At 34.4% G+C, this 23,435-nt stretch carries 19 protein-coding genes and 1 pseudogene; 5 read left to right on the forward strand and 15 right to left on the reverse strand.

Annotation, left to right across the window (positions count from 1 at the left end; genetic code table 11):
• Nucleotides 1–4 precede the first annotated feature (4 nt).
• Nucleotides 5–1,624: a peptide ABC transporter substrate-binding protein gene (locus tag J0J69_RS07360; protein WP_237252469.1), complete on the reverse strand. Its 1,620-nt coding sequence runs from the start codon at nucleotides 1,622–1,624 to the stop codon at nucleotides 5–7.
• 387 nt (nucleotides 1,625–2,011) lie between these two features.
• On the opposite strand from J0J69_RS07360, the gene J0J69_RS07365 reads away from it, so the two are divergent.
• Nucleotides 2,012–2,464 (forward strand): DIP1984 family protein, encoded by a 453-nt coding sequence (locus tag J0J69_RS07365; RefSeq protein ID WP_055244534.1) that lies wholly within the window; start codon nucleotides 2,012–2,014, stop codon nucleotides 2,462–2,464.
• 237 nt (nucleotides 2,465–2,701) lie between these two features.
• On the opposite strand, the gene J0J69_RS07370 is transcribed toward J0J69_RS07365, so the two are convergent.
• Together J0J69_RS07370 and J0J69_RS07375 are read right to left on the reverse strand one after the other, a co-directional pair.
• On the reverse strand, nucleotides 2,702–3,361 hold the full coding sequence (locus J0J69_RS07370; protein WP_212724764.1) for a hypothetical protein: 660 nt from the start codon (nucleotides 3,359–3,361) through the stop codon (nucleotides 2,702–2,704).
• Between the two features lie 392 nt (nucleotides 3,362–3,753).
• Nucleotides 3,754–4,488 (reverse strand): Fic family protein, encoded by a 735-nt coding sequence (locus tag J0J69_RS07375; protein ID WP_055275209.1) that lies wholly within the window; start codon nucleotides 4,486–4,488, stop codon nucleotides 3,754–3,756.
• Nucleotides 4,489–4,844: 356 nt separating this feature from the next.
• Here J0J69_RS07375 and J0J69_RS13520 point away from each other — a divergent pair.
• Nucleotides 4,845–5,102, forward strand: a pseudogene (locus J0J69_RS13520) (transposase); the annotation flags it as partial.
• Nucleotides 5,085–5,444, forward strand: coding sequence for a transposase (locus J0J69_RS13525; RefSeq protein ID WP_370456894.1), 360 nt, complete (start codon nucleotides 5,085–5,087; stop codon nucleotides 5,442–5,444). The pseudogene J0J69_RS13520 and the gene J0J69_RS13525, both read left to right, overlap by 18 nt.
• 125 nt (nucleotides 5,445–5,569) lie before the next feature.
• Here J0J69_RS13525 and J0J69_RS07380 read toward each other — a convergent pair whose 3' ends face one another.
• Together J0J69_RS07380 and metG are read right to left on the reverse strand one after the other, a co-directional pair.
• Nucleotides 5,570–6,979, reverse strand: coding sequence for a peptidase (locus J0J69_RS07380; RefSeq protein ID WP_237252472.1), 1,410 nt, complete (start codon nucleotides 6,977–6,979; stop codon nucleotides 5,570–5,572).
• Between the two features lie 308 nt (nucleotides 6,980–7,287).
• Nucleotides 7,288–9,255, reverse strand: coding sequence for a methionine--tRNA ligase (gene metG / locus J0J69_RS07385; RefSeq protein WP_212724762.1), 1,968 nt, complete (start codon nucleotides 9,253–9,255; stop codon nucleotides 7,288–7,290).
• Nucleotides 9,256–9,536: 281 nt separating this feature from the next.
• Between metG and J0J69_RS07390 the strand changes: the two genes are divergently transcribed.
• Nucleotides 9,537–9,941 carry a hypothetical protein gene (locus J0J69_RS07390; RefSeq protein WP_237252474.1) on the forward strand — a complete coding sequence of 135 codons (405 nt, stop codon included), beginning with the start codon at nucleotides 9,537–9,539 and terminating at the stop codon, nucleotides 9,939–9,941.
• A gap of 27 nt (nucleotides 9,942–9,968) precedes the next feature.
• On the opposite strand, the gene J0J69_RS07395 is transcribed toward J0J69_RS07390, so the two are convergent.
• Nucleotides 9,969–10,424, reverse strand: a complete 456-nt coding sequence (locus tag J0J69_RS07395; protein WP_237252475.1) for an NUDIX domain-containing protein — start codon at nucleotides 10,422–10,424, stop codon at nucleotides 9,969–9,971.
• A gap of 232 nt (nucleotides 10,425–10,656) precedes the next feature.
• Nucleotides 10,657–11,883, reverse strand: a complete 1,227-nt coding sequence (locus J0J69_RS07400; protein WP_212724760.1) for a helix-turn-helix domain-containing protein — start codon at nucleotides 11,881–11,883, stop codon at nucleotides 10,657–10,659.
• 213 nt (nucleotides 11,884–12,096) lie between these two features.
• Here J0J69_RS07400 and J0J69_RS07405 point away from each other — a divergent pair.
• A protein-coding gene (locus tag J0J69_RS07405; protein WP_202966217.1) for an IS630 family transposase occupies nucleotides 12,097–13,129 on the forward strand; the annotation gives its coding sequence in 2 pieces (ribosomal slippage) (nucleotides 12,097–12,594 and nucleotides 12,596–13,129; 1,032 coding nt in all).
• Between the two features lie 180 nt (nucleotides 13,130–13,309).
• On the opposite strand, the gene J0J69_RS07410 is transcribed toward J0J69_RS07405, so the two are convergent.
• The 8 genes from J0J69_RS07410 to holB form a co-directional block, all read right to left on the reverse strand.
• A complete protein-coding gene (locus J0J69_RS07410; RefSeq protein ID WP_212725294.1) occupies nucleotides 13,310–14,545 on the reverse strand; it encodes an IS110 family RNA-guided transposase in 1,236 nt (411 codons plus the stop codon).
• A gap of 1,601 nt (nucleotides 14,546–16,146) precedes the next feature.
• Nucleotides 16,147–17,277, reverse strand: coding sequence for an alanine racemase (alr, locus tag J0J69_RS07415; RefSeq protein ID WP_212726188.1), 1,131 nt, complete (start codon nucleotides 17,275–17,277; stop codon nucleotides 16,147–16,149).
• 22 nt (nucleotides 17,278–17,299) lie between these two features.
• Nucleotides 17,300–18,154, reverse strand: coding sequence for a 16S rRNA (cytidine(1402)-2'-O)-methyltransferase (gene rsmI, locus J0J69_RS07420; protein WP_055243523.1), 855 nt, complete (start codon nucleotides 18,152–18,154; stop codon nucleotides 17,300–17,302).
• 45 nt (nucleotides 18,155–18,199) lie between these two features.
• Nucleotides 18,200–18,787, reverse strand: a complete 588-nt coding sequence (locus tag J0J69_RS07425; RefSeq protein WP_212726187.1) for a zinc dependent phospholipase C family protein — start codon at nucleotides 18,785–18,787, stop codon at nucleotides 18,200–18,202.
• Between the two features lie 16 nt (nucleotides 18,788–18,803).
• Nucleotides 18,804–20,351, reverse strand: a complete 1,548-nt coding sequence (cls, locus tag J0J69_RS07430) for a cardiolipin synthase (RefSeq protein WP_237252792.1) — start codon at nucleotides 20,349–20,351, stop codon at nucleotides 18,804–18,806.
• Nucleotides 20,352–20,413: 62 nt separating this feature from the next.
• Nucleotides 20,414–21,190 carry a tRNA1(Val) (adenine(37)-N6)-methyltransferase gene (locus J0J69_RS07435; RefSeq protein ID WP_238580547.1) on the reverse strand — a complete coding sequence of 259 codons (777 nt, stop codon included), beginning with the start codon at nucleotides 21,188–21,190 and terminating at the stop codon, nucleotides 20,414–20,416.
• Between the two features lie 386 nt (nucleotides 21,191–21,576).
• Nucleotides 21,577–22,437, reverse strand: a complete 861-nt coding sequence (locus J0J69_RS07440) for a PSP1 domain-containing protein (RefSeq protein ID WP_055243526.1) — start codon at nucleotides 22,435–22,437, stop codon at nucleotides 21,577–21,579.
• A gap of 2 nt (nucleotides 22,438–22,439) precedes the next feature.
• Nucleotides 22,440–23,420 carry a DNA polymerase III subunit delta' gene (holB, locus tag J0J69_RS07445; RefSeq protein ID WP_212726186.1) on the reverse strand — a complete coding sequence of 327 codons (981 nt, stop codon included), beginning with the start codon at nucleotides 23,418–23,420 and terminating at the stop codon, nucleotides 22,440–22,442.
• Nucleotides 23,421–23,435 lie beyond the last annotated feature (15 nt).

Below are 23,435 nucleotides of genomic sequence, written 5' to 3' on the forward strand. Positions count from 1 at the left end.
ATTTTTACTCTTCAATTGTTGCATTTTTATAGATGAATGGAACACCTACTGAGTGTGTTTCAATTCCACTTACTTTTTGATTAATTAAGTAAGTATTTCCTTGTTGATACATTGGTAAGGCTGCTGCATCCGTTTCGATTAATAATTGTTCGGCTTCTTTCATTGCTTCCCAACGTGCCTCTACATCATAAACTAAATCTCCTTTATCAATTCGTTCCATTAATGCATCATAATCAGCACTTGAATAATTTGGATAATTATTCGAACTACCTGTAATAAACATATCTAAATAAGTCGTTGGATCTGCATAGTCTGGTCCCCATCGAGTGAGTCCTAATTGATAATCCCCAGCTCGCATTAACTCAAGACGATTCTTTTTCGGTTGAGATTTTAACTCAATTGTTAAACCAGGTAAATTCTTTTGAAGTTCAGATTGAATAAACTCTGCACATTTTTTCATGGCATCGGTATCTTCAAATAATAACTCTAATGTTAACGAATCAATTCCTAATTCTTGTTTCGCTTTTTCCCAGTATTCTTGAGCTTTTGCTACATCATACGTCATATATACATCTGATGTTTCACGGAAGTCTTTTCCATCTGGCCCTGTTGCTAAGCTTACCGGTACAATAAAATCAGCCACGGTTGATCCGTCATTTAACACGGTTTCTGTTAACTGATCTTTATTCACTGCACGTCCTAATGCTTGACGTAAATTTACATTTTGTAACTCTTCGACTTCCTCATTTGGCGCAATGTACCATAAGTAACCTTCATGAATTAACGTAAACGCCTCATTATCTTTATATAAATCAACAATCTCCCCACTTAGACGAACGATATCCATGTTTCCAGAATCAAATTCAAGCGCTGCCGTTTGAGCATCTTTCATGATTTTATACTCAATTGCATCTAAATTCACGTTATCTTTATCATAATAAGCATCATTTTTCTCTACTTTGAAGCTATGTCCTTGTGTCCACTCTGTCATTTTAAATGGTCCATTTGCTAATAATCCTTCAGGACTTTGAGCATAATCTGTACCTTTTTCTGTCACGAACGCTTCATTTAATGGATAAAATGAAGGAAAGGTCATTAACTGTAAGAAATATGGAACCGGTAAATCTAAGCTGACCTCTAACGTATAGTCATCCACAGCTTTAACCCCTAATTCTTCAAGTGATGCTTCACCTGCATTAATGGCAGCTGCATTTTTTACCCCCGCTACATCCATAATGAAAGCATACTCACTAGCCGTATTCGGGTTTACTAAGCGTCGCCAAGCATAAACAAAATCATTTGCAGTAACAGAATCCCCATTACTCCATTTTGCATCTTCACGTAAATGGAACGTATAAGTTAAGCCATCCTCTGATAAGTCATAACTTTCTGCAATCGCTGGAATCGCATTTCCATCCGCATCTAATGTGTATAACCCCTCGATGGTAGCAGCAATGACCTCAAACGATAAACCGTCTGTTGCAATATGCTGATCCATAGATGCCAATTCCACATCTTTTGCCACTTTAAGGACTTTACCGCTTGATTCAGAATCGCCCGAACAAGCCGTCAAGGTCACGACAGAAAACACAAAAATCATCAAGAATTTTGCATATCTCTTCATGATAATCCCCCCTATAATCAAAATAACTTCATCATTATGACAACCAATGTCATAACTCGTATCTCTGAAGCTTAATAAATCCTATGAAAAAAAGGAGAACCTCATACCATAAAAGCGGATATAAAAATTAAAAAATATAAAGAATATTAAGAAATAAGCAAAAAAGATTAAACAATTTGCGCTATGGTGAAGCCCCATCTCCACCTGAATACCTACATCGGTAACTGTTACAGGAAAAAGACATAATAAAAACCATTATCTGAGTTCAGATTAGATCTGATTTGAGATAATGTTTTTTTTATCCGTTTATTACAATTAAAGTCATAAAGTATTTTCCTATTCATAAAATAATAGTAAAGATTTCGGTTTAATAAATGAGGTGAATAAATGAAATTGGCAGAGGCTTTATTGTTAAAGTCTGATTATCAACGTGATATTTATGAACTTAAAACGAAAATTATTCATTGTTCAAAGATACAAGAAGGAGAAGAATCCCTTGTAAATCCAGATGACCTTTTATCAAAATTAGATGAGGTTTTCAATAAGCTAGAACTAATTACAAAAAGGATTAATTATACGAATAGTCAAATTATCATTAATGGTCAGACTCTCGTTGATCTGATTTTAACAAGAGATGCTATCAAAATGAAACGAAAAATATTAACGACATTACTTGATGAAGCGACCATTAAACAAGATCGTTATAGTCAGTCTGAAATCAAGTTTGTGACAATCATTGATGTTTTGAATATCCAACGTCAGATTGATGATTTATCTAAAAGGTTTCGTGAATTAGATACTCAAATTCAACAACTCAATTGGACTCATGATTTAATGTAAGTCTTTAGGAAGCTTATGTTGGAAGGGAATATCAAATCATTTAACTCATCACATATTTCAAGGAATAGACTTTAATTTTAAAATTTATCCGATTACTCTTTATCTAATCCTCACTTACTGTAAGTGTCTTTTAAAATTTAATTTTTAAAACTTAATACCAGATATTATTCCTCATAAGTTGGGTGGGAAAGTGGGATAAGGTCATCTTCATTGAAGATGACCTTTTTTAATGATTATTTAAATGTAACACAGGATAACGTATTTTAATAACTTAAGATGACTAATGCCCATTTCGTGAAATACTTTTTTGTAATGAGACAGATAATCTTGGAGTGATGTCCTTACATTTGTTGGATCATCAAGGAAATTAATCAGCACGAGGTACGTTTTAGTATTGAGTGTGTGATTCAAATAATCTAGGTAAATGAGACGATTGGCTAATTGATAGTAGGAGTTCTCCCAACTACTTGCATACGTTTCATCGATTCCATTCTTTTGACGAAATTGTTGGAAGGTCTTTTTAATGATGTTAATACTTTCGGTTGAGGTTGCACGAAGTTCTGATTTCATTTCACTCAGATGTGCTTTAGCCTCAACTAATAAAATAATCTCTTCTCCACTACTACCTTTAGCTTTAGCTAATCCATCCCATACCGGACCTCTTTTAGGCCATATCTCTTTAGGAACTTCTCCTGATATCCCTAAAACATTTAAAAAATTATCTCGATATTCTTTATACCCATGTTGCTTTAAAGGAGAAATCCACTCTATCGCTAACTCATCATTGATTTCATTTAATAAATCAATAGAAGATTTTAATATTTGTGCGTTTAACCAATCCGATTGATTATTTACATAGTTAGCTAATAAAAATTGACTTCCTTTTTCTTTACTCATTTTTATCCTCCCTTTATCAACTCAGTCTATAACATAATAAACATATGAAAACTTCTATTTAGAAATGACTTAAACAGACTAAAAGCACTATAACTTAAACTCATCCATCTCTTATGAAATTCTAAATATGAAATATCTTTCTCTATCCCTTATTTCAAATAAGAAAAAAACATTATCTCAAGTCAGGTTTAATCTGAACTCCGATAATGTTTTTTTCTTATTTATTACTATCAATAAATGATTTCACTTCATGTGGTTTAAATGCAGGTTTTTTAGAATGTAGCATCATATGACAATTAGGACAAACTGGTATAAGATCATTGATAGGATCAACTATATATTCTTTACCAATTTCATTTAATGGTTTATTATATTGAATTCAATTTGACTTTCTATCCAATTAAATATAAATAAGTATCAAAACTTCTATCTACTGCTTGTGCAATAAATTCCACAAAATCATCCGTATTACCAGTCGTACTCGCTTTTTCTAATGCACTCATATAATCTACACGGTCAGTATTTCTAATAACAGTTAGTGGATATCCATTTCTTAGTAGAATTAAATTCATTAATAATCTCGCTGATCTACCATTTCCATCTATAAAAGGATGGATATAAACATATTTAAAATGAAATAATGCTGCTAATTTTACGGGATGCATTGTTTCTTTATTTTCATGATACCAGTCTAATAATTCTCTCATTTTATCTTCTACAAGAAAATATTCTGGTGGTCGATGCATACTACCACTGATTAATACATTCGCTTTTCGATAAACACCAGCATTCGGATTATCAATGCTCTTTAAAATGATGTGATGAAGATCCCGAATAACTCTTTCTGATAAATCAAACTCTTTACTAACGACATCTTGTATATAATCAATAGCTTCTTTATGATTTAAAACTTCAAGATGTTCTCTTAAACTTTTACCACCACCTATTGTTAGACCATCTTCTAAGATTACTTTTGTTTCAGTAATCGTTAATGTATTTCCTTCAATAGCATTTGAATTATAGGTAAATTCAACATCAAAATATTTCTTTAAATTCGTTAGAACCTCTCTACTTAAAGGACGCTTACTATCTAACAATTGTTTCTTTTCATCTAATAACGTAAACATAAATACTCTCCTCTCTTTATAAATTCATTTATTGTATTATGGACTGTTAAAGTCGTTTATTCCAATGATCTAATATCTCTTTCTAACCTTAATCACTTTAAATAGCAATACTAAGACTATTATACCATAAATGTAACTATCCATTTATCATATAAAGGTCTATTCACTATCGTATTAGATTTATGTCTAGACGTGGATACTAACCGGATCGCCCCATCTCCACCTGAATATCCACGTCGGTAACTGCTATAGGAAAAAGACATAATAAAAACCATTATCTGAATTCAGATTAAATGTGATTTGAAATAATGGTTGAATTATCAACAATAAACTAAACAACTTTTTTTCAATCCTTTTTTAAACGATACTCAAAAGAGGTTCGTACGCGTGTCAAACACATTGTCATTGTTATGTATACTCCTTACATGCGCTTGATTGACGAGCTTTTTACCCATACCAAAATTATCATTGATAAATTCCATCTTGTTCAACATATTCCTCGTGCACTCAATAAAACTCAGATTCGACTCATGAAGAAATTTAAGAAACATAGTCGTAAATCTAAACATTATCGGCAATTATTTCTAAAGTATCCCATGTTACTTAACACCACTACTTATCAATCTACTTACTGCTTTAAACACCTGATACGTCAAATCGATATTTTAAATTTCCTACTTGAGTTATCGCTAGAATTTCAAATACCTTTCCAAACGTTTAAAACTTATCAAGCTTATATTGAAAACACGCTAATAACTCCCTATACCGATGGTCCAATTGAAGGAATCAATCATAAAATTAAGGTGATTAAACGGATTCCCTTTGATTACCGCAGTTTCTATCATTGGGTCACCTGCCATGCGAAGCATGTTTCCTCCACTAGTAAGGTAATTAAATCCTGTATTTTCATGATTCAAAACTTAACCAAACCCAAAACAAAAATCCTAACAGAATAGCTATTAGGACTTTACTTCAATTATTCGTTGTAAACAGGTCACAATTTAATCAGCAACACTATTTGACAGAAAATCAAAAAGACTAGCCACCGAAGTAACTAGTCTAATGTGTGTGCAATATTGAATTATTTACGTCTTAATTTTCTTGATTCAGAAGTAAACCACACAAGTCCCCCAACTGTAATAGTCACTATTCCAACGAATAGATACGCTAATTTTTCAACTCCTGTAACAGGAAGTTTATCAGTTGTCGTTGTATCGTTTTCTGTACCTGGTGTCGTAGTGATCCCCCCATTGTTTGTATCACTTGGGTTTTCTACATCACTTGGATTTTCTACATCACCTGGTTGCTCTATATCACCTGGTTGCTCTGTATCGCCTGGTTGCTCTGTATCGCCTGGTTGTTCTGTATCACCTGGTTGTTCTGTATCACCTGGTTGCTCTGTATCACCTGGTTGCTCTGTATCGCCTGGTTGTTCTGTATCACCTGGTTGTTCTGTATCACCTGGTTGTTCTGTATCACCTGGTTGCTCTACATCACCTGGTTGCTCTACATCACCTGGTTTTTGTGTAATGGTAACATTTCCTTTATCATCTAATTGATATTCATAGTTTTCTGAGATGATTAAATCATTTAATTCTGTTCCTTTAACAGCTTCATCAAGCTTAACTTTTTTGAAGTTTAACTCTGATGATTTATCAACTTCAATTTTTCCCTGGCTTTTAAACATAATATCACTAACAAGTGAGTTACTAAAATCAATTACAGAATTATTCTTAAAACTAACAGTTGTTCCATCGAGTGTTAATGCACGTCCAATACTCCCAGTAATCGTAAGTTTAGAATTATCTACTGTAAGATTTAATCCTCCAGTACTACTATTAATACCATTACTTAATCCCTTCATGTTTACTGTAGAGTTTTTTATATTGATTGTTCCATCCACAAATCCACGTGCAGCATTTTCAAAGTTTAAAGTAGAATCCGTTATATTTATTTTTCCAGCTTGTCCATTGCTAGATTTGATAACTCCTCCAGATAAACTTTTTTCATTTTTTGCAGTTAAGACAGAATTATTTTCTACATTTAATACACTGTCATTGTATACATAAATTAAAGCATAGGGTGAAGTGTAGTTGTTAGCTTGTAACTTAACTCCATCTAAAGTTAAGTTAGCACTACTTCCATAATGCCCTACTCCTAAGATAGTGTCCGCATTCCCTTTAATTCCATCAAGATTGATTGTTCCATTTTTAAATATAACATTAGTATTATTTGTGACAAGATTTGTATCTGTTGTAAATGTTAACGTATGCCCATTTAAATCAATGACATAATCCTTTGCATCAATTTTTAATGAATCAGAAAGTGTCACATCACCATCTAAAGTAATTTCACTGTTTTCATTACCTTCTTCTAAAAATTCTGTGCTAGTCATATTCCCTTCCACAATATCATTTGCAAATACCATCATTGTCGACATCGTAAAAACCATGAATATAGATACAAGACCTGTTAATAAACGTTTTTTCATTTCTTCACGTTTCTCCTTTCTAACCTAATATATAAAAAACAATCATCTTTTTAGATAATTTTCGGTATTTTTTATGAATACCTTGTATTTTCATCGAATATAGTACAATAAAAGACATAATATATCAATACATTATATAATGCATCAATATATTACATATTTTTACGTTTATTTACATTTTTTTAAATCCTTTGAAAGATCTCAAGTGGTTTTATGTTTCGCACGCTTCGCGAGCTCAACAGGCTAAAGTCTTTAATATAAAAAAATAACAAAATTAAAAACCAGCCATTCAGGCTGGTTTAATTTTGTTATTTTACCTTAGATCCGTTTGGTAATTCATCGATGATTGTTGGTAATGTTAATGTTCCATCATTTGAAGCAGCTAATACCATACCTTCTGATAATTCACCACGAAGTTTTACTGGTTTTAAGTTTGTTACAACTAAGACTTTACGTCCGACTAATTGTTCTGGTTGGTAGTGTTCTGCGATTCCAGATACGATTTGGCGAACTTCTGATCCTAAGTCGATTTGAGAGACTAATAAGCGGTCTGCTTTCGGATGTTGTTTACATTCTTTGATTTGACCAACTTTGATTTCTACTTTCATGAAGTCATCGATTCCGATTAATGGAGTTGTTTCAACTTCTTCGATTTTTTCTTCTTTTTTAGGTTCTTCAGTTGTTGGTTTAACTGATTGTGACATTTGATCTTTAATGTATTCCACTTCTACTTCTACCTCCAGACGTGGGAAAATAGGGGTTCCTTTTTCAACCACTTTTGTTCCTTGAGCTAATGTATCAAATTTAGTTAAGCTATCCCATACTTTAGACGCTTCTCCTTCAATTCCTAATTGAGCGAAGATTTGTGGTGTTGTACGAGGCATGAATGGTTCAATCATGATCGCGATTTGGCGTAAGCTTTCTGCTAAATGATTCATAACTGATGCTAATTTTTCTTTATTTGCTTCATCTTTCGCTAATACCCATGGCGCTGTTTCATCGATGTATTTGTTTGTACGAGCCACTAATGCCCAGATATCAGCTAACACAATACTAAATTGCATGTCTTCAAAGTTTTTCTCAACTTTTTCAACTGTTGTTTTGATGAAGTCTTCTAATGTTTGATCAAATTCAGTGACTTGACCTGCGTAAGCTGGGATCTCTCCACCGAAGTATTTATTGATCATAGAAACTGTACGGTTTAATAAGTTTCCTAAGTCGTTTGCTAAATCGAAGTTTACGCGTTCAACGAATGATTCTGGTGAGAAGACTCCGTCTTGTCCGAATGGTAATTCGCGTAATAAGAAGTAACGCACAGCATCTAATCCGTAACGTTCAATTAACATTTCTGGATAAACAACGTTTCCTTTTGATTTAGACATTTTTCCGTCTTTCATCATGATAAATCCATGAGCAAAGATTTTCTTAGGTAATGGTAAATCTAATGCCATTAAGAAGATTGGCCAATAGATTGTATGGAAACGAACGATATCTTTACCAACCACGTGAACGTCTGCTGGCCAGTATTTGTTGAATAACTCATCGTTATCAGATCCATATCCTAACGCTGTAATATAATTAGATAATGCATCTACCCATACATAGATGACGTGTTTAGGGTCACCTGGTACTTTTACTCCCCAATCAAATGTTGTACGAGACACTGATAAATCTTCTAAACCTGGTTTGATGAAGTTGTTTACCATCTCGTTTTTACGTGATTCAGGTAAAATGAATTCAGGATTTGCATTATAGTATTCTACTAAACGATCCGCATATTTTTTCATGTTGAAGAAGTAAGACTCTTCTTTCACGACTTTTACTTCACGTCCACAATCAGGACATTTTCCATCCACTAATTGTGTTTCTGTATAATATGACTCACAAGGTGTACAGTATAACCCTTCATAATGTCCTTTATAAATATCTCCGTTTTCCATAAATTTAGCGAAGATTTTTTCTACCATCTCTTCATGACGTTTTTCAGTTGTACGAATGAAGTCATCATTTGTGATGTCCATCATTTCCCATAACTTTTTCGCTGCATCTGCAATTTCATCCACATATGCTTGTGGCTCTTTGCCTGCTTCTTGCGCTTTCTCTTGAATTTTTTGTCCATGCTCATCCATCCCAGTTAAGAAACGAACATCGAATCCACGAGCACGTTTATAACGAGACATCGCATCAGAAGCTACAGTTGTATAAGCTGTCCCGATGTGGAATTTCCCACTTGGATAGTAAATTGGAGTTGTAATATAAAACGTTGGCTTACTCACAAAATTCACCTCTTCAAATTCATAATGCCTTTATTATAGCATATTTCAGACACCTTTAGACATTAAAGTGAAAATGAAGCTAGATTCTCTTTTAAATCAGACACTCCTGTTGATTCCAAAGCATCCAATTATTCGTCAAATCAACAAAACTTCTTTTGAATTAGACAAAAATCATCTGTATAAATTTGACTATCCATCTAGGTATACACACGGAATCTGTATTTCTCTAACCTTCGACAACTAAGGTTTGCTAAACTGTTTGCCAAGGGGGAGATACTAATATGAAAAATGTGAAAGGTCAACTCACCAAAAGAGATATTAACTTAATTGAATACTGTCTCGCACACTTACCAATCAATAGTGATATCGCAGCGGCACTTTTTTATCCAAATAAATATATCGCTCAACGAAGACTGACGACCATTCATAATCTTAAACAACTGAAACGAACGGAGCGCTTAGTGGTGAACCAACCGTACATTTATTACAGCGATAAAAAAGATTTAAAAAATTATCCATTCAGTCAGTTACTTTATGATATTCGGTCCGATGGTTTTGAAATCGAAACTTATCACTTTGAAGATGAGCTTCTCACGGCAACGATTCACAAGGAGAATGAATCATATAAAATTAATGCAACGCTGCAAAACCTCCCACAAATCTATAAACGTCTCTCGCTCAAGTAAAAAAACACCCCATCGGGTGTTTTTTTACTATTCGCTTAAATAGATATCCACAATCTCCCCTTTACAAAATGAACTAATGACGTGACTCAGTTCAGGCGGTGAAAATTCATACTCTGTTAAATCTCGAATTGGAATCCACTCGACACCAATTTGATTCTCCTCAGGATTTGACCCCCATAATTCATCCCGCTTCTGTAACACATGGCACAAAAAAATGTGCTCCGTTTCATGAACAACCTGTGATTCATGACCATTATAATGCTGGGTCTTATAATCCCGCACAAACAATAAGTCATGTACTTTCACCTTTAAATTCACTTTATCTAAACAATGCCGCACAGTCGCGTCAAATATATTCTCTATTTTCAGGGCCTCTCCACCAGGTAGCATATAATAGAACTGCCCATCATCTGCACAATCAACCAACTTCACACAAAGTAGCTTGCCATCCTCCACGATGACTGCTCTCACAGAATGTTTCATCAAATGCAGCCCTCCCTCAAAAAACGCTTACCTTACAATATACGAGGAAGCCCTGCAAAATAACCCCAAAATATCACTATTTTTGAAAACTTTTTACTGGAATTAGTATTCAAGTAGATTTACACCCTAGCCTATTATAAATTTGTAAAATACTTTTTACTTTCTATCTATTGACTGCACTGGCAAATAAAAAAGAAGTCTTTTCCCTTTAAAGACTTCACTGCTCTATTGTTTAACTCAAATTTAATACCTCAATCATTAAGTCTTTTATTGGGGTATTTTCTTGAGATAAATATTTTAAATATAATAATTTAAACTCATTTAATAAACTACAGAATTGATGATGGCAACTAACTTCTTGTAGCAGTTGCTTTGCTGTCTCATAGTCTTTTAACAAACAAAAAAGGCTAATGCTCTCCTCGTACCATTCTTTTACATGAACTAAGATTGAAGATGAGAGAATCCCCTTTTTAGATAGGTTACTATATTTTAATGCTTCTTCATAATTTCCTAACTCTTTATGAATCCTAAAAATTAAAAGTCTAATCAAATCTCGGCGATAATCATTCAAGGAGCAATCTAGTGCTTGCTGTGAATAAGATAATGCCTTGTCATACTCTTTTTCAATAAAATAACTTCTAGATAGATGGAAATTGGCATACATGAAATCTGTATAATCAACTGGAAACTGGATTAATTCTTTATATATCTTCTGTGCTTCCTTGTTTTCTCCTAACTCTTGTAAAATCAACGCTTTTAACAACTTTCCTAAGGAAATGAATTGTGGAACATCACAATGATTCAAGAGATAATTTACACATTTGTTACTTTCCTCAAAATTGTTAAGCTTATAATACATAGCCCCAATATCAAAACATAGTTGATAATATTCGTTTGACGTTTTATCTTCTAACTCATCTAATGCTAATAAACAATAGTACCACGACTGTTTATAGTTAGAGTATCGACGTAGATTCAAAGCGATTTCTCGATACACCTTTGATTTTTGTAATTTAGTGATTTCTTTTTCTTTTAAACATTGAAAGAAGAACTTATTTGCTAAATCAAATTCCCCTTTTTCTTTGTAAAATTGACCAATGGCAATATCATTTTCAATGATAAGGTCAAACATCTTATATTTTCTTAATATTTTACTATAATTTTCATAATCTTTAATCTTTTGATCGATTGAAGAATAATTTGTTTCAAACCAATATCGTATTTGATCATCTTGTGTCATCAAAAACTGCTCTTTTGTATAAAGATTCTCGACTTTCCCATCTGTTAATTGATATAAAGCATTATAAATATCTTTCATCATATCAGATGAGGGTTCTCGTTTTCCTGATTCAATCATACTTAAATAATGTTGATTAATACCAAATTGCTTAAATTTATATTGTGAGATTCCAAAGTGTTCACGACACTTTTTGATTTTCTTCGCTGCACTTAAAAGCATACTTCCACCATTTCTTTTTTAATAATTAACTACTTATGATTCTACCTCTCCCTAAAAAACAACCCCATCTTTATATAAATTTAAATCATATATATATAAACAGAAATGTATTTCATAGTTTTAAATTCAAACATTCGTGGTCAAAATTCGTCAAAATCTATGTTAAAATAGTAGGGATTAAACATACATTTTAAAATAGAAATTGGGGCAACTATGAATCAGACAGAATTAAAATCAATTGAAACAGCGATGCGTGAAACATCATCTAAACAACTTTATACTCGTTATCAAGTGATCTATTTACACTTACAAGGATACAAAAATGTAGAAATCGCTAAGATGGTTCCCTTCACTGCTCAGACCATCGGAACACATGTTAGAAATTATAAAAAGTATGGACTTGAGGGATTAAACCCACGCCCAAAATCAGGCTGTCCGAAGAAACTTTCACCTTCACAGGAAGCTTCTTTAATTGAAACAATAGTTGAGAAAACACCTTCAAGTGTTGGGCTAGAACCTTATATGACTTGGAATTGTAAGCTTCTATGTCTTTGGGTAAAAAGAGAATTTGATATCTCATTTACTAAAGGAGGAATGCGTGACATGTTGTTACGCTTAGGTTTTAGCTACACACGTCCGACTTACTCATTAGCGAGAGCTAGTCAAGAAAAACAAGAGGGATTTAGACAGGAATTTGAACAATTAAAAAATTTTGATTCGTGGAGAGATTGATCATTTATTGTTTCAAGATGAAAGTTCCATTAGAGATTATCAATCATTAGTCAATAATTGGTTTCCCAAAGGAAAACAACGGATCATTCCTACTTACGGAAATAATAAAAGTGTCAAATTAATAGGAATCCTTAACTATGAGACAGGTCACGTTTATGTTCAAGAAGAAGAACGTTACACAGCTGAGATTTTTCTTAAATTCTTAAACAATGTTTTAAAGGAATATCCAAGTGGAAAGATTGTTTTGATTTTAGATAATGCAAGAATTCATCACGCTAAAGTCATACAACCTTTTTTAAACGAACACAAAAATAGATTAAGGTTAGTTTTTTTACCACCTTATAGTCCTGAATTAAACTTAATTGAAGGATTATGGAAATGGTTAAAACAATCTGTGATTCATAATGTCTTTTATAAAAATATAAATGAGATTAGAAACGCTGTTCAAGGATTTATTCAACATATCAATGAAAGACCTTCAGAAGTGATCCAAAGACTCTGCGAAAAAATGTGAAAAACTTATCTGTTTCTACTATGAAAATAAATACAAACTCCCTCCGTGAGGTCAGCTTTGAAAAGACCTCCCTTGTAGGCCTCGAATCATGTCATAAATTACTGTCGAAATAAAGGCAACTTTCAACAACAATTGTTTGTGTTTTTATGTTTTAAATCACTTGTTTTTTACGATAATAAATTATCCGACTGGTGATATCGTAGAATGCTCATCAACTCTGTATCCTAAAGCAGCTAACTTTTTCAGGTATGAGTTGATTTTTTTCTCGGTATTAAATTGATGGTAGTAGTCGGATCCTAAATCAATAAACTCCTGGTCGTCTTTCAACATATGATAGATGGCGATTAGGATGGAATGAGCGACCGCCATGGTGGCTCTATTTTTTCCTCTTCTGATGGCAATTCGTTGATACTGAGCATGAAAGAAGCTATTTTTATTCTTAGCTGCTGATTTCGCAGCCTGTGCGAGGGTCGATTTTAGTATCTTATTTCCTTTGCGGGTTCGCCCGCTTTTTCTTTTGCCCGCACTTTCATTATTTCCAGGAGCTACACCTGCCCATGAAGCTAGATGCCCCGCAGTTGGAAATTGATTCATATCCAATCCGATTTCAGCTAAAATAATTTCCGCACTTTTCTTTCCGACTCCAGGAATTTGTTCAAGCTTCTTAATCGCTTCCCAATATTCTGCCATATACGTCTCAATGATGATATCCATCTCTTCAATTCTTTCAGATAATTCATGAAGATGCGTGAGAACTTGTTTCATCATCATTTTTTGAAAAGGGGTCATAATTCCTTCCATCGCCTCTGTCACCTCTTTAACAGAAGCCGATATCCGACTGATAATTAAGGTTTCAGCTGTTTTTTCATCCATCATTTCATCATTGTTTAGAACATAATCCAGTAGATTCATCGTTGTTTTACCTGTAATAGTTGAAAGAACCGAACCAATTTTAATATTTGCACCTTCTAATAATTTTTGAAGTCTGTTAAGGGCACGAGCTCTTTCTTCAGTTATCGCTTTGCGATACCTTGTCGCCTCTCTTAATTCACGTTGTTCACGACTTGGAATAAAGCTTGATTTAAGTAAACCGTGGCGAAGTAAATCGGCTAACCAAGCACTATCTAAAACATCTGTCTTCCGACCAGGAACAGCTTTAAAGTCTTTGGCGTTCACGATCATATAATTTAAACCGCGCATTTCAAAGATGTTAACCAGTGGTTTCCAATAAACAGAAGTCGATTCCATCGCTACCATTTCACATTGATTCTCTTCAAGCCAATTAGCCATTGCTTTGATATCTTTTGTTTTGGCACTAAATTCCTTGATTTCTTGCTTGTGGCCTTTACACAAACAGGCAACCAATTTCATCTTATGCACGTCAATCCCACAACAAGTTTTGTAAAGAACATCCATGGTCTGAATTCTCCTTTGAATATAATTTACGTACAATGCCAACTTCATGATTATTATTCTACTATACGTCCTCAGGGACAAAATGTGGTTCAAAGAGAAGTTGTCAGAACAGTCTATATATCGGTCTATTCGATCCAAGAAACATCGTCCTTGATTGTACAACATATTGTGAGTGAACCTAAGCCATCTCATTCAACGCACACTTTATTTTCGTTTATTGTGGTGCCTCTAGGGCGTGATGGTCTATATATAATAATATATCGTGTTATTTGTATTTTCAAAACCTATCACTTTAATAATTTAAAAATGTGATATATTGTCTTATTTAGTATTTGATGCCATACTAACAAAATAGGCTATCAACTTTTTTATAATTAATTTAAACAGTCAAATTTAATTAACCTTCATCTATTACTAAGATGAAATTTAACACCAAAAGATTGAAAGGAGAAAAAGGTGAAAAAGTTATCTGACAAATTATTATTTCTCATTTTAGATATCATAGTTTTTATTTTATTACTGATTTTCTTAACGTTAGTATTCTTGTATATTATTCATATATATCATTTCCACATTTCCTCTAATATAAATTAGAGCTATATTTTCTTATCTCAAAGCTTTAGCTTTACATAATTTGAGACCTCAGCTTCAAAATATAATAAATTCACTTCAAGTTTCTTTTTAGTTCAACTTAAAAATAAAGAGCCAAATAAAAACAATATCTAACTTACACAAAAAAATAATGCTTTACATGATCTTTTTTATCTTATTGAATAAAAGCTACGACTATGCTACTAACTCCTACAATTTAAAATATTACTCAACCAATTCCTGTAGATTAAATATAAAGTGAGGAGGGGTCTGTTGAGGCACTAGAGTTCCATGCTTCAGTTATTTATCAAAACCAATTGAGCTTGATTGTCATAAGAAATAATAACCCCATTACATATCTTTACCACTTCTCACTATCATGAAATTTCAGATTATTTTCTCTAATAAAAGTAACGAGCACCTATTAAAATAAGGTTTTGTGTTACTAACAAAAATAAGACTAAGCTCGATTTTCCATTACTTAAATCAATAACTGTCTAAATAAATAAAACAATTATCGTGTAAATATAAGCCACTATCAAATCCTTATTAGTCATCAGTTTCTTTTGCTTATCCATCTTGTTTATTAAAAATTCCCCTTTAATAAATCATCCTATATATAGTTTCACATTCTCATGAATATAAAATCCAGTTTTTCCCCTATCAAAATAACAGAAAAGGCAGCTCTCGATAGAGTTGCCTTTTCTGTTATTATTTAAAATGCTAATCTAACCTTTGTAATAAGAGATCACTGCTGCTCTCACTTCAGCTAACATTTACCTAGTAGTTGAGAATGCTCTGCACACCTATAATTCTATAATATGGTGGCACTCATCAATGCAGCTTCGTGTGACAGACTTCTTATTAACTCTTCTAGCACCACTAAACTCATAACATGAGTTTCGATCACTAGATACGACCTATACAGAAGTCTAACCATCACACTCAACCTTTCTTTTACCCTGCTAGTAGAAGATAGCTAAGAGCTTCGCTTCTTAGCGTAGGGAAGCTTACTCAAATCGCATCTTCTTCACGGCGATTATTTTTCCACCTTGTTTATAGACGCGTGGAACACGGTCACTGATTAAGCATAAAATTTCATAGCTAATCGTTCCTACTTCTGCAGCAACGCGTTCAACTGGCATACCATCTCCAATTAATGTAACCTCTGTTCCCATTGGAAATTGTTTTGGCAAACGAATCATCATCTGATCCATGCACACACGTCCAATGATTTCACATTCATAACCATTAACGATGACATGTCGTCCTTGATGCGAACGTGTCCAACCATCAGCATAACCAATTGGAACAACGCCAATCCACTCATCTTCTTGCGCTTCATAAGTGGCCCCGTATCCAACTTTATCACCTTTTTTAATTTTTTTTACTTGAACTAAATTTGATAACAACTTAAGCGCTGGCTTTAATTCAAACTCAATCGGGATAAACTCTTTATCTGGATTAATTCCATAAAGACCAAGTCCTAAACGAATCCCATGATCAAAATCGAACTCTTTTTGAAGTAATGTAGCCGTATTTTCTAAATGAACATACTTCACATCACTTAAATCTAAACTCGCAATCAAATGCTTAAACGTCTCAATCTGATGCCCTAAATACTCTTTATCACTATCTGCCGTCGCCATATGAGTAAAGACACCTTCAACCTCAACCATCGGTGCCATCTTCAGCCTATTAAAATTCTTTTGAACCTGCTCCTCCGTCATCAACCCTAAACGGTGCATCCCACTATCAATTTTCAAATGCACTTTAACAGGTGTTGTTAGAGGCAATGAAACAAGATGTTCAATCCACATTTCATCGTGAGCTGTTAATGAAATATTATTTTCTGCAGCCAATGGTACATCTTTTAGACGGGTCATTCCAAGTACTAAAATTGGCACCTCAATCCCAGAATTACGAAGACGTAATGCCTCATCAAGACCACTTACCGCTAAACAACTAACCCCCGCTTCAATCGCAACTTTTGAAACTTCGGCATCCCCGTGCCCATATCCATTGGCTTTCACAACAGCGAAGATTTCCTTCGTTGGGTGTAAGTCTTTAATTTGCTTTACATTATGAGTAATCGCATCTAAGTCAATCTCTGCCCATGTATCACGATAATACTCTTGCATACTCTTCACCTCTACCCGTTTGTTAATTTATATGATATGCACGATAAACTTCGTTTTTCGCCATCTTACGTTCTTTAGCGACACGTTTAATACTTTCATTCGTGCTATATCCTTCCCCGACATAATGCTCAACATGATCCACTACATCAAGCTCTTGCCACCAAAGAGTCTCCTCTTTTTTCTCAGTTGAGCCTTCAACAATGACAACCATCTCACCGCGTAACTCATCTACAATCTCTAACACTTCTTCAATACTTCCGCGCACAAACTCTTCATACTGTTTCGTTAACTCACGCGCAATGACAATACGGCGATTTCCTAACACCTCAAGCATCGCTTGTAACGTCTCTTTAATACGGTGTGGAGACTCATAATAAATCGTTGTGAACGGTTGATATTTTAAATCTTCTAACTCTTTTTTCTTCTTCGATTTCACACGATTTAAGAATCCATAAAATAAAAATGGTTGTGGCACTAAACCTGAAGCAATTAATGCGGATAGCGCTGCATTCGCACCTGGTACTGGAATCACAGCATATCCGGCTTCAATCGCCGCAGCGACCACTTCATAACCTGGATCAGAAATACAAGGTAATCCCGCATCACTTACTAATGCGATATTTTTCCCTTCGCTTAATAACTCGATAATGTAATCACCTTTTGAATCCTTGTTATGCTCATGATAACTCGTTAACGGTGTCTCGATTTCAAAAACGTGACATAACTTTTTCGTATGTCGTGTATCTTCTGCCGCAATTAAATCCACTGACTTTAAAACTTCTATACAACGTGGCGTCATATCACCTAAATTTCCAATCGGCGTTGCCACTAAATATAAACACGCTAATTCTTGCTTAAAACTTTTTTGAATCTGCATTTTGGTCACTCCATCTATCAATGATCCCCTCTATTATAACAGATTTTAGGCTTCTTTTTTGTTATGACTTATCAGTAATTTATGAAATTCATACCGATTGATGACATATTGCATCACTGATACCGAAAGCACCACCATGTCCTCAAAATCCTGTGCCACACTTCTAGTTATAGGCACCTGATTAAGACGATGCGTTAACTTATAGACATACTCTCGAATTTCATTCACACTTCGAAACGGAATAATTTTCACCGTATCAAGTGTCGCAAATTTCTTCGCAGCATAACGATGTAACATCACTTCGTACTTCAAATGCTTGGCAATCGAATGATTGTCATATAAATAATCATTCGCATGATAAATACACGCATAATCACAGAAAAAGTGAATTAAAATCCCTAATTTTTCAGAAAACTCTGGAATACTCGCTTTACTGTTTAACAAACGATGAAGCATATCAAAAATGATTTCTTCATTATCTCGATGATAATGGCTCATCCGTAAATACTTCTGATGAATATCCGGCTTGATATTTCCATACACAAAACGTCGTTTGTGGATAAAGGCTTGATTTGATGGTGATAACTGTTGATATAAAAACTCACCTACCATCCGATGCGTATTTGCAATCATTATCTAACCATCCTTTCTACATGACTGCTGAAAATAATTGAGCCAGTGACTGTGCTGTTCTCGCTATAATTGAACGTTTTTGCCACTCAGTATAAATAATCTCAGTCGAACGTGAAAAATCAATATTAAAATCATTTAGTAAAGCTTCAATCGATTGGGTTTGATACAGCATGACATTTACTTCAAAATTTAAATAAAAACTTCGAATATCCATATTCGTCGTTCCTACCGTCGCAATCTTCTCATCCACAACAATCACCTTCGCATGACAGAACACCCCATCATACGTAAAAATACGAACTCCAACGGCCAATAGTTGTTCAAAATAAGATTGAGTTGCATAATAAACAAACTTCTTATCTGGTCGACCTGGAACAATGATTCGAACATCAATTCCAGACAAAGCCGCATTTTTTAAAGCCATTATAACATCAAAATCAGGGATTAAATATGGAGTTATAATGTAAATACTATGATTTGCATCCATAATCATTCGAAAAATCGATTGCTTAATCGGCGCGATTGTTGATTGTGGTCCAGCATCAACGACTTGTACCCCACCATCTTCCTCACTCGGATAAGACACATAGTAACGATCATCCTCAAGTCTCTCTCCCGTTGCAAAAAACCAGTCGCCTGAGAAAATCACAGCTAAATCATGGACGGCCTCGCCCTCAATGAGAATAGATGTATCTCGCCAAAAGCCAAATTTTACGGAACGATGAATATATTCATCCCCAATATTAATACCACCTGTTATCGCCAACTTCCCATCCACCACTAAAATTTTACGATGATTTCGATGATTCATTTTATTCGATAAAAATGGAATCCATACCTTATCAAATTCCGCAAACATAATTCCAGCACTCTTCATCATCTGAATCGCATCCTTTGACATTCGTTTTGAAGATCCCATCGAATCAATTAAGACACGAATCTCAACGCCTGCCTTCGCACGCTCAATGAGTGCATCAATGACACGCATCCCCATCTCATCACTGTGGAAAATATAATATTCTAAAAAAATAAACTCTTTTGCATTTTTAATCGCCTCTAATAAGACCGGAAACTTTTGCTCACCATTGGTTAAAATACGCGTCTTCGTCTTAAAGGTGACATCATTTTGACTTGTTATTTTATTTAACTTTACTAATCTTAATGCCTCGTAGCTCAATTCCGTTTCAACATCCGAATGATCATGATGTCTCGCCGGTACCACATAGTCTGATCCAAGCTGTTTCATTCGACGACGATAACGGAACGTTTCTCGGAATCCATTTCCAAGCATAATATACAAAATCAATCCAATCACCGGAAACAATGCAATGACAAACAACCACGGTAATTTATTCTTCGAGTCCGAGTAAATAAAAATAAGTAGCCACACTAAAATGGATGCCACCGAAAGTCCAATATAAATTAAACTCCCTGTCGCGACTGCCACACTATCAATTACTGACGAATAATAAAAACTTGAAAAATAAACAATCACCGTCAAAATAGCCAGTACTATTAATACAATCGATCTTTTCATCTTATCACCTAAAACTATTCTATCCATGAAGCAAACTCTTTATAACAAGATTCATTTAATCGTAAAAAAGTCGCCTCTAATCGAGACGACTATTCTTTCTTACCAAGCATAAATAAATCTAAGATTTCTTGACTATAATTTAAGCTCTTTTCATTTTCATAAACAAATAGTGGATTTTCAATACGAAGGTTTCCTGGATTACCACCTTTAATCCCTTCAATTAAAAGCACATTAGCTTCACGATTAATACGAGGATACACTAAACGCATACGCTTGGGTTCAATCTTATATTTTCTAAAGGTTTCAATAATATCAATTAAACGATCCGGACGATGCACCATCGCAAAACGTCCACCTTGCTTTAACAATAATGACGCTTCCTTCACGACATCATCAAGCGTTGCTAATACTTCATGACGTGCAATCGTTAAATAATCATTTTTATTTAAATTACTATCTGGATTCACTTTGAAATACGGTGGATTACACGTCACCACATCATGTGCATACTTTCCAAGTTTCTCATGAATCCCTTTTAAGTCGCCCTGTACAATCGTAATACGATCTTCCAGACCATTCACTGCCACATTACGTGTTGCTAAGTCATAAGACATCTCTTGAATTTCAACACCTGTAATATGAGCATTTTTACTACGAAGTGATAAAAATAAAGGAACCGGTGCATTCCCTGTACATAAATCCACAATCGACTTCGCATTCTTATTTAACGTCGCATAATCACCAAGCAACGTCGAATCTAACGAGAAATTAAACATCTCAGGATTTTGAATAATTTTTAAACCATCATAACCTAATAAATCATTCAAAACCTCATTCTCTTTCAAAAACTTTTCCTTATCTAACACATCAAGCACCATCCAATGAAAAAATATAAACTACGGTAAAATTCTACTTCTAAGACAAAGTCCTTCATATAGGTGAAGGACTTTTAAATATTAAAAAACTTGAAACAATATCATTTAATAAACACTTTATCCACAATCTAAGTAGCATCATTAATAATGAACCACAAATAACTAGTATTCACACTAATGAGCTCTCCCTGGAAAAACTCAAATGCTAAACTAAAAACTTATTCCTTATAAATATAGATTACGAAATAGATAGCACTAGCTAATCCAGTTTCGAGTCGCAGTCTCTCTATAAAGTCTTAAACTGCCTATCGACTCTTAAAGAGTCAATATCAGTTTAGACGACTTTTACGAGCAGACTAAACACGACTCTCAACTTTTTAATCAATCAATTGTTTTAGTTCTGGATCGATTTGGATTTCTTCTTTTTTGACTTTACGGTCTAAGATTTTAAGGATTTCTGAGGCGTCATGTTTACGGATTGTATCTTTGTACTCCACCATTAACGTTTCAGAAATCATATTAATTGAACGAACACGCCCTTCCCCTAACTCTGTTAACACGCGGTTTCCAACGTCAGGTAATCGTTTCATTAATTCCACATACGTCTCATTCTCGTATTTTAAACAACATAAAAGTTTTCCACAAATCCCCGAAATCTTTGATGGATTTAATGATAACTGTTGATTTTTCGCCATCTTAATCGTTACCGTTGCAAACTCCCCTAAAAATGATGTACAACATAACACACGTCCACATGGACCTAATCCACCAATCATTTTTGCTGCATCACGAACCCCAATTTGACGAAGTTCAATACGTAAACGGAACGTATACGCTAAATCCTTAACTAACTGTCTAAAATCGACGCGACCTTCAGCCGTAAAATAGAAAATTAACTTCGTACGATCAAACGTATATTCACAACCTAAAAGCTGCATATCTAACTTATTTTTAACGATTAACTGCTCACAAGCCTCAATTGCATAAGCTTCATCCGCCTTATTTTGACGATGCTTCTCAATATCCTCTTCCGTCGCAATTCGCATCACAGGTTTTAGCGGTAAAAACACATCTTCCTCACCAACCAGCTTCGGAGCAATTACAACCGTACCAAACTCCATCCCGCGAACCGTTTCAACTAAAACATAATCGCCTTTTTTAAGCTCAAACCCATTTGGATCAAAGAAATACTTCTTCCCAACCTGCTTAAACTGAACCCCTACTACTTCATATTGCATGACTAAAATCCTCCTCTCATCTCTAAGAATAACTGATCAAAACAAAGCATCACATTCGCATTCGCCATCAAACGCTTCTCCGCCTCCAAAAGCGCACGCAACTTATTCAAACACGACGTCGTCGTATTTGCTTGCTCACTTGTGGAAAGTGAAGAAGGATACAACCTAAAAGCAAGCTGCTCAGTCTTACCTAGCTTCATCCTTAGTACATCCTCATAATAAATCATAAAAAGCTTTAAATATAATAACTGAGAATCCTTTTCCTTAAAAAGATCCTGATGTTGCATGAACAAAATAGACGGATCTAACTTCGTCTTTACAAAACAATCCTCAGTTTTCAAAACAAAATCAATTAACGATGCCAAACGCTCCGATTCCGCTAACTTAATCCCTTCATCTAAATTTTGCGTTAACGACGCGACAATCGCCGCATACTGATTCACTCCCGCTTCACAGTACTGCTTAATTAACTCCTCATGGGGTAACGATTTAAAAGAAAGGATAACCGCGCGTGAACGAATCGTCGGTAACAACATCTGTTTATTCTCCGTTAATAAAAGCGCATAAGTATTCTTCATTGGCTCCTCTAAAAACTTTAACAAACTATTCGCTGCACTCACCGACATCTTATCAGCATCTTCAATAATATAAACCTTCGCCGAATTCTCCGCCGCCATCTTTGAAAACTCCGATTGCAACGTCTGAATCTGCTCCTTTTTAATACTATTTCCTTCTGGGCGAATCACATAAACATTCACGTGTCCCTCATTCTCAATCATCTGACAACTTCGACACGTTCCACAAATCTTATCCTCTGATTCACACAATAACATTTTAGCAAAATTCTTCGCAACAAACAACTTTCCGACACCTTTAGCGCCCTCTAAAATATACGCATGAACTAAGCGATTCTTATGATAACTATTCACTAAAAATCGAACCACCTCAGACTGGCGATCTGAAACTTTTTCCCATCCGCGCACACGCGTCACCTCCTT

It is taken from the genome of Turicibacter bilis (genome assembly GCF_024499055.1).
In the GTDB taxonomy this organism is placed as follows: Bacteria; Bacillota_I; Bacilli_A; order MOL361; family Turicibacteraceae; genus Turicibacter; species Turicibacter bilis.

What these genes read in the sequence shown, in the direction of transcription:
- J0J69_RS07360 (WP_237252469.1), bottom strand. Translation starts at nt 1,624, where the DNA reads ATGAAGAGATATGCAAAATTCTTGATGATTTTTGTGTTTTCTGTCGTG.
- J0J69_RS07365 (WP_055244534.1), top strand. Translation starts at nt 2,012, where the DNA reads ATGAAATTGGCAGAGGCTTTATTGTTAAAGTCTGATTATCAACGTGAT.
- J0J69_RS07370 (WP_212724764.1), bottom strand. Translation starts at nt 3,361, where the DNA reads ATGAGTAAAGAAAAAGGAAGTCAATTTTTATTAGCTAACTATGTAAAT.
- J0J69_RS07375 (WP_055275209.1), bottom strand. Translation starts at nt 4,488, where the DNA reads ATGTTTACGTTATTAGATGAAAAGAAACAATTGTTAGATAGTAAGCGT.
- J0J69_RS13525 (WP_370456894.1), top strand. Translation starts at nt 5,085, where the DNA reads ATGTTACTTAACACCACTACTTATCAATCTACTTACTGCTTTAAACAC.
- J0J69_RS07380 (WP_237252472.1), bottom strand. Translation starts at nt 6,979, where the DNA reads ATGAAAAAACGTTTATTAACAGGTCTTGTATCTATATTCATGGTTTTT.
- J0J69_RS07390 (WP_237252474.1), top strand. Translation starts at nt 9,537, where the DNA reads ATGAAAAATGTGAAAGGTCAACTCACCAAAAGAGATATTAACTTAATT.
- J0J69_RS07395 (WP_237252475.1), bottom strand. Translation starts at nt 10,424, where the DNA reads ATGAAACATTCTGTGAGAGCAGTCATCGTGGAGGATGGCAAGCTACTT.
- J0J69_RS07400 (WP_212724760.1), bottom strand. Translation starts at nt 11,883, where the DNA reads ATGCTTTTAAGTGCAGCGAAGAAAATCAAAAAGTGTCGTGAACACTTT.
- J0J69_RS07410 (WP_212725294.1), bottom strand. Translation starts at nt 14,545, where the DNA reads ATGGATGTTCTTTACAAAACTTGTTGTGGGATTGACGTGCATAAGATG.
- alr (WP_212726188.1), bottom strand. Translation starts at nt 17,277, where the DNA reads ATGCAAGAGTATTATCGTGATACATGGGCAGAGATTGACTTAGATGCG.
- rsmI (WP_055243523.1), bottom strand. Translation starts at nt 18,154, where the DNA reads ATGCAGATTCAAAAAAGTTTTAAGCAAGAATTAGCGTGTTTATATTTA.
- J0J69_RS07425 (WP_212726187.1), bottom strand. Translation starts at nt 18,787, where the DNA reads ATGATTGCAAATACGCATCGGATGGTAGGTGAGTTTTTATATCAACAG.
- cls (WP_237252792.1), bottom strand. Translation starts at nt 20,351, where the DNA reads ATGGATAGAATAGTTTTAGGTGATAAGATGAAAAGATCGATTGTATTA.
- J0J69_RS07440 (WP_055243526.1), bottom strand. Translation starts at nt 22,437, where the DNA reads ATGCAATATGAAGTAGTAGGGGTTCAGTTTAAGCAGGTTGGGAAGAAG.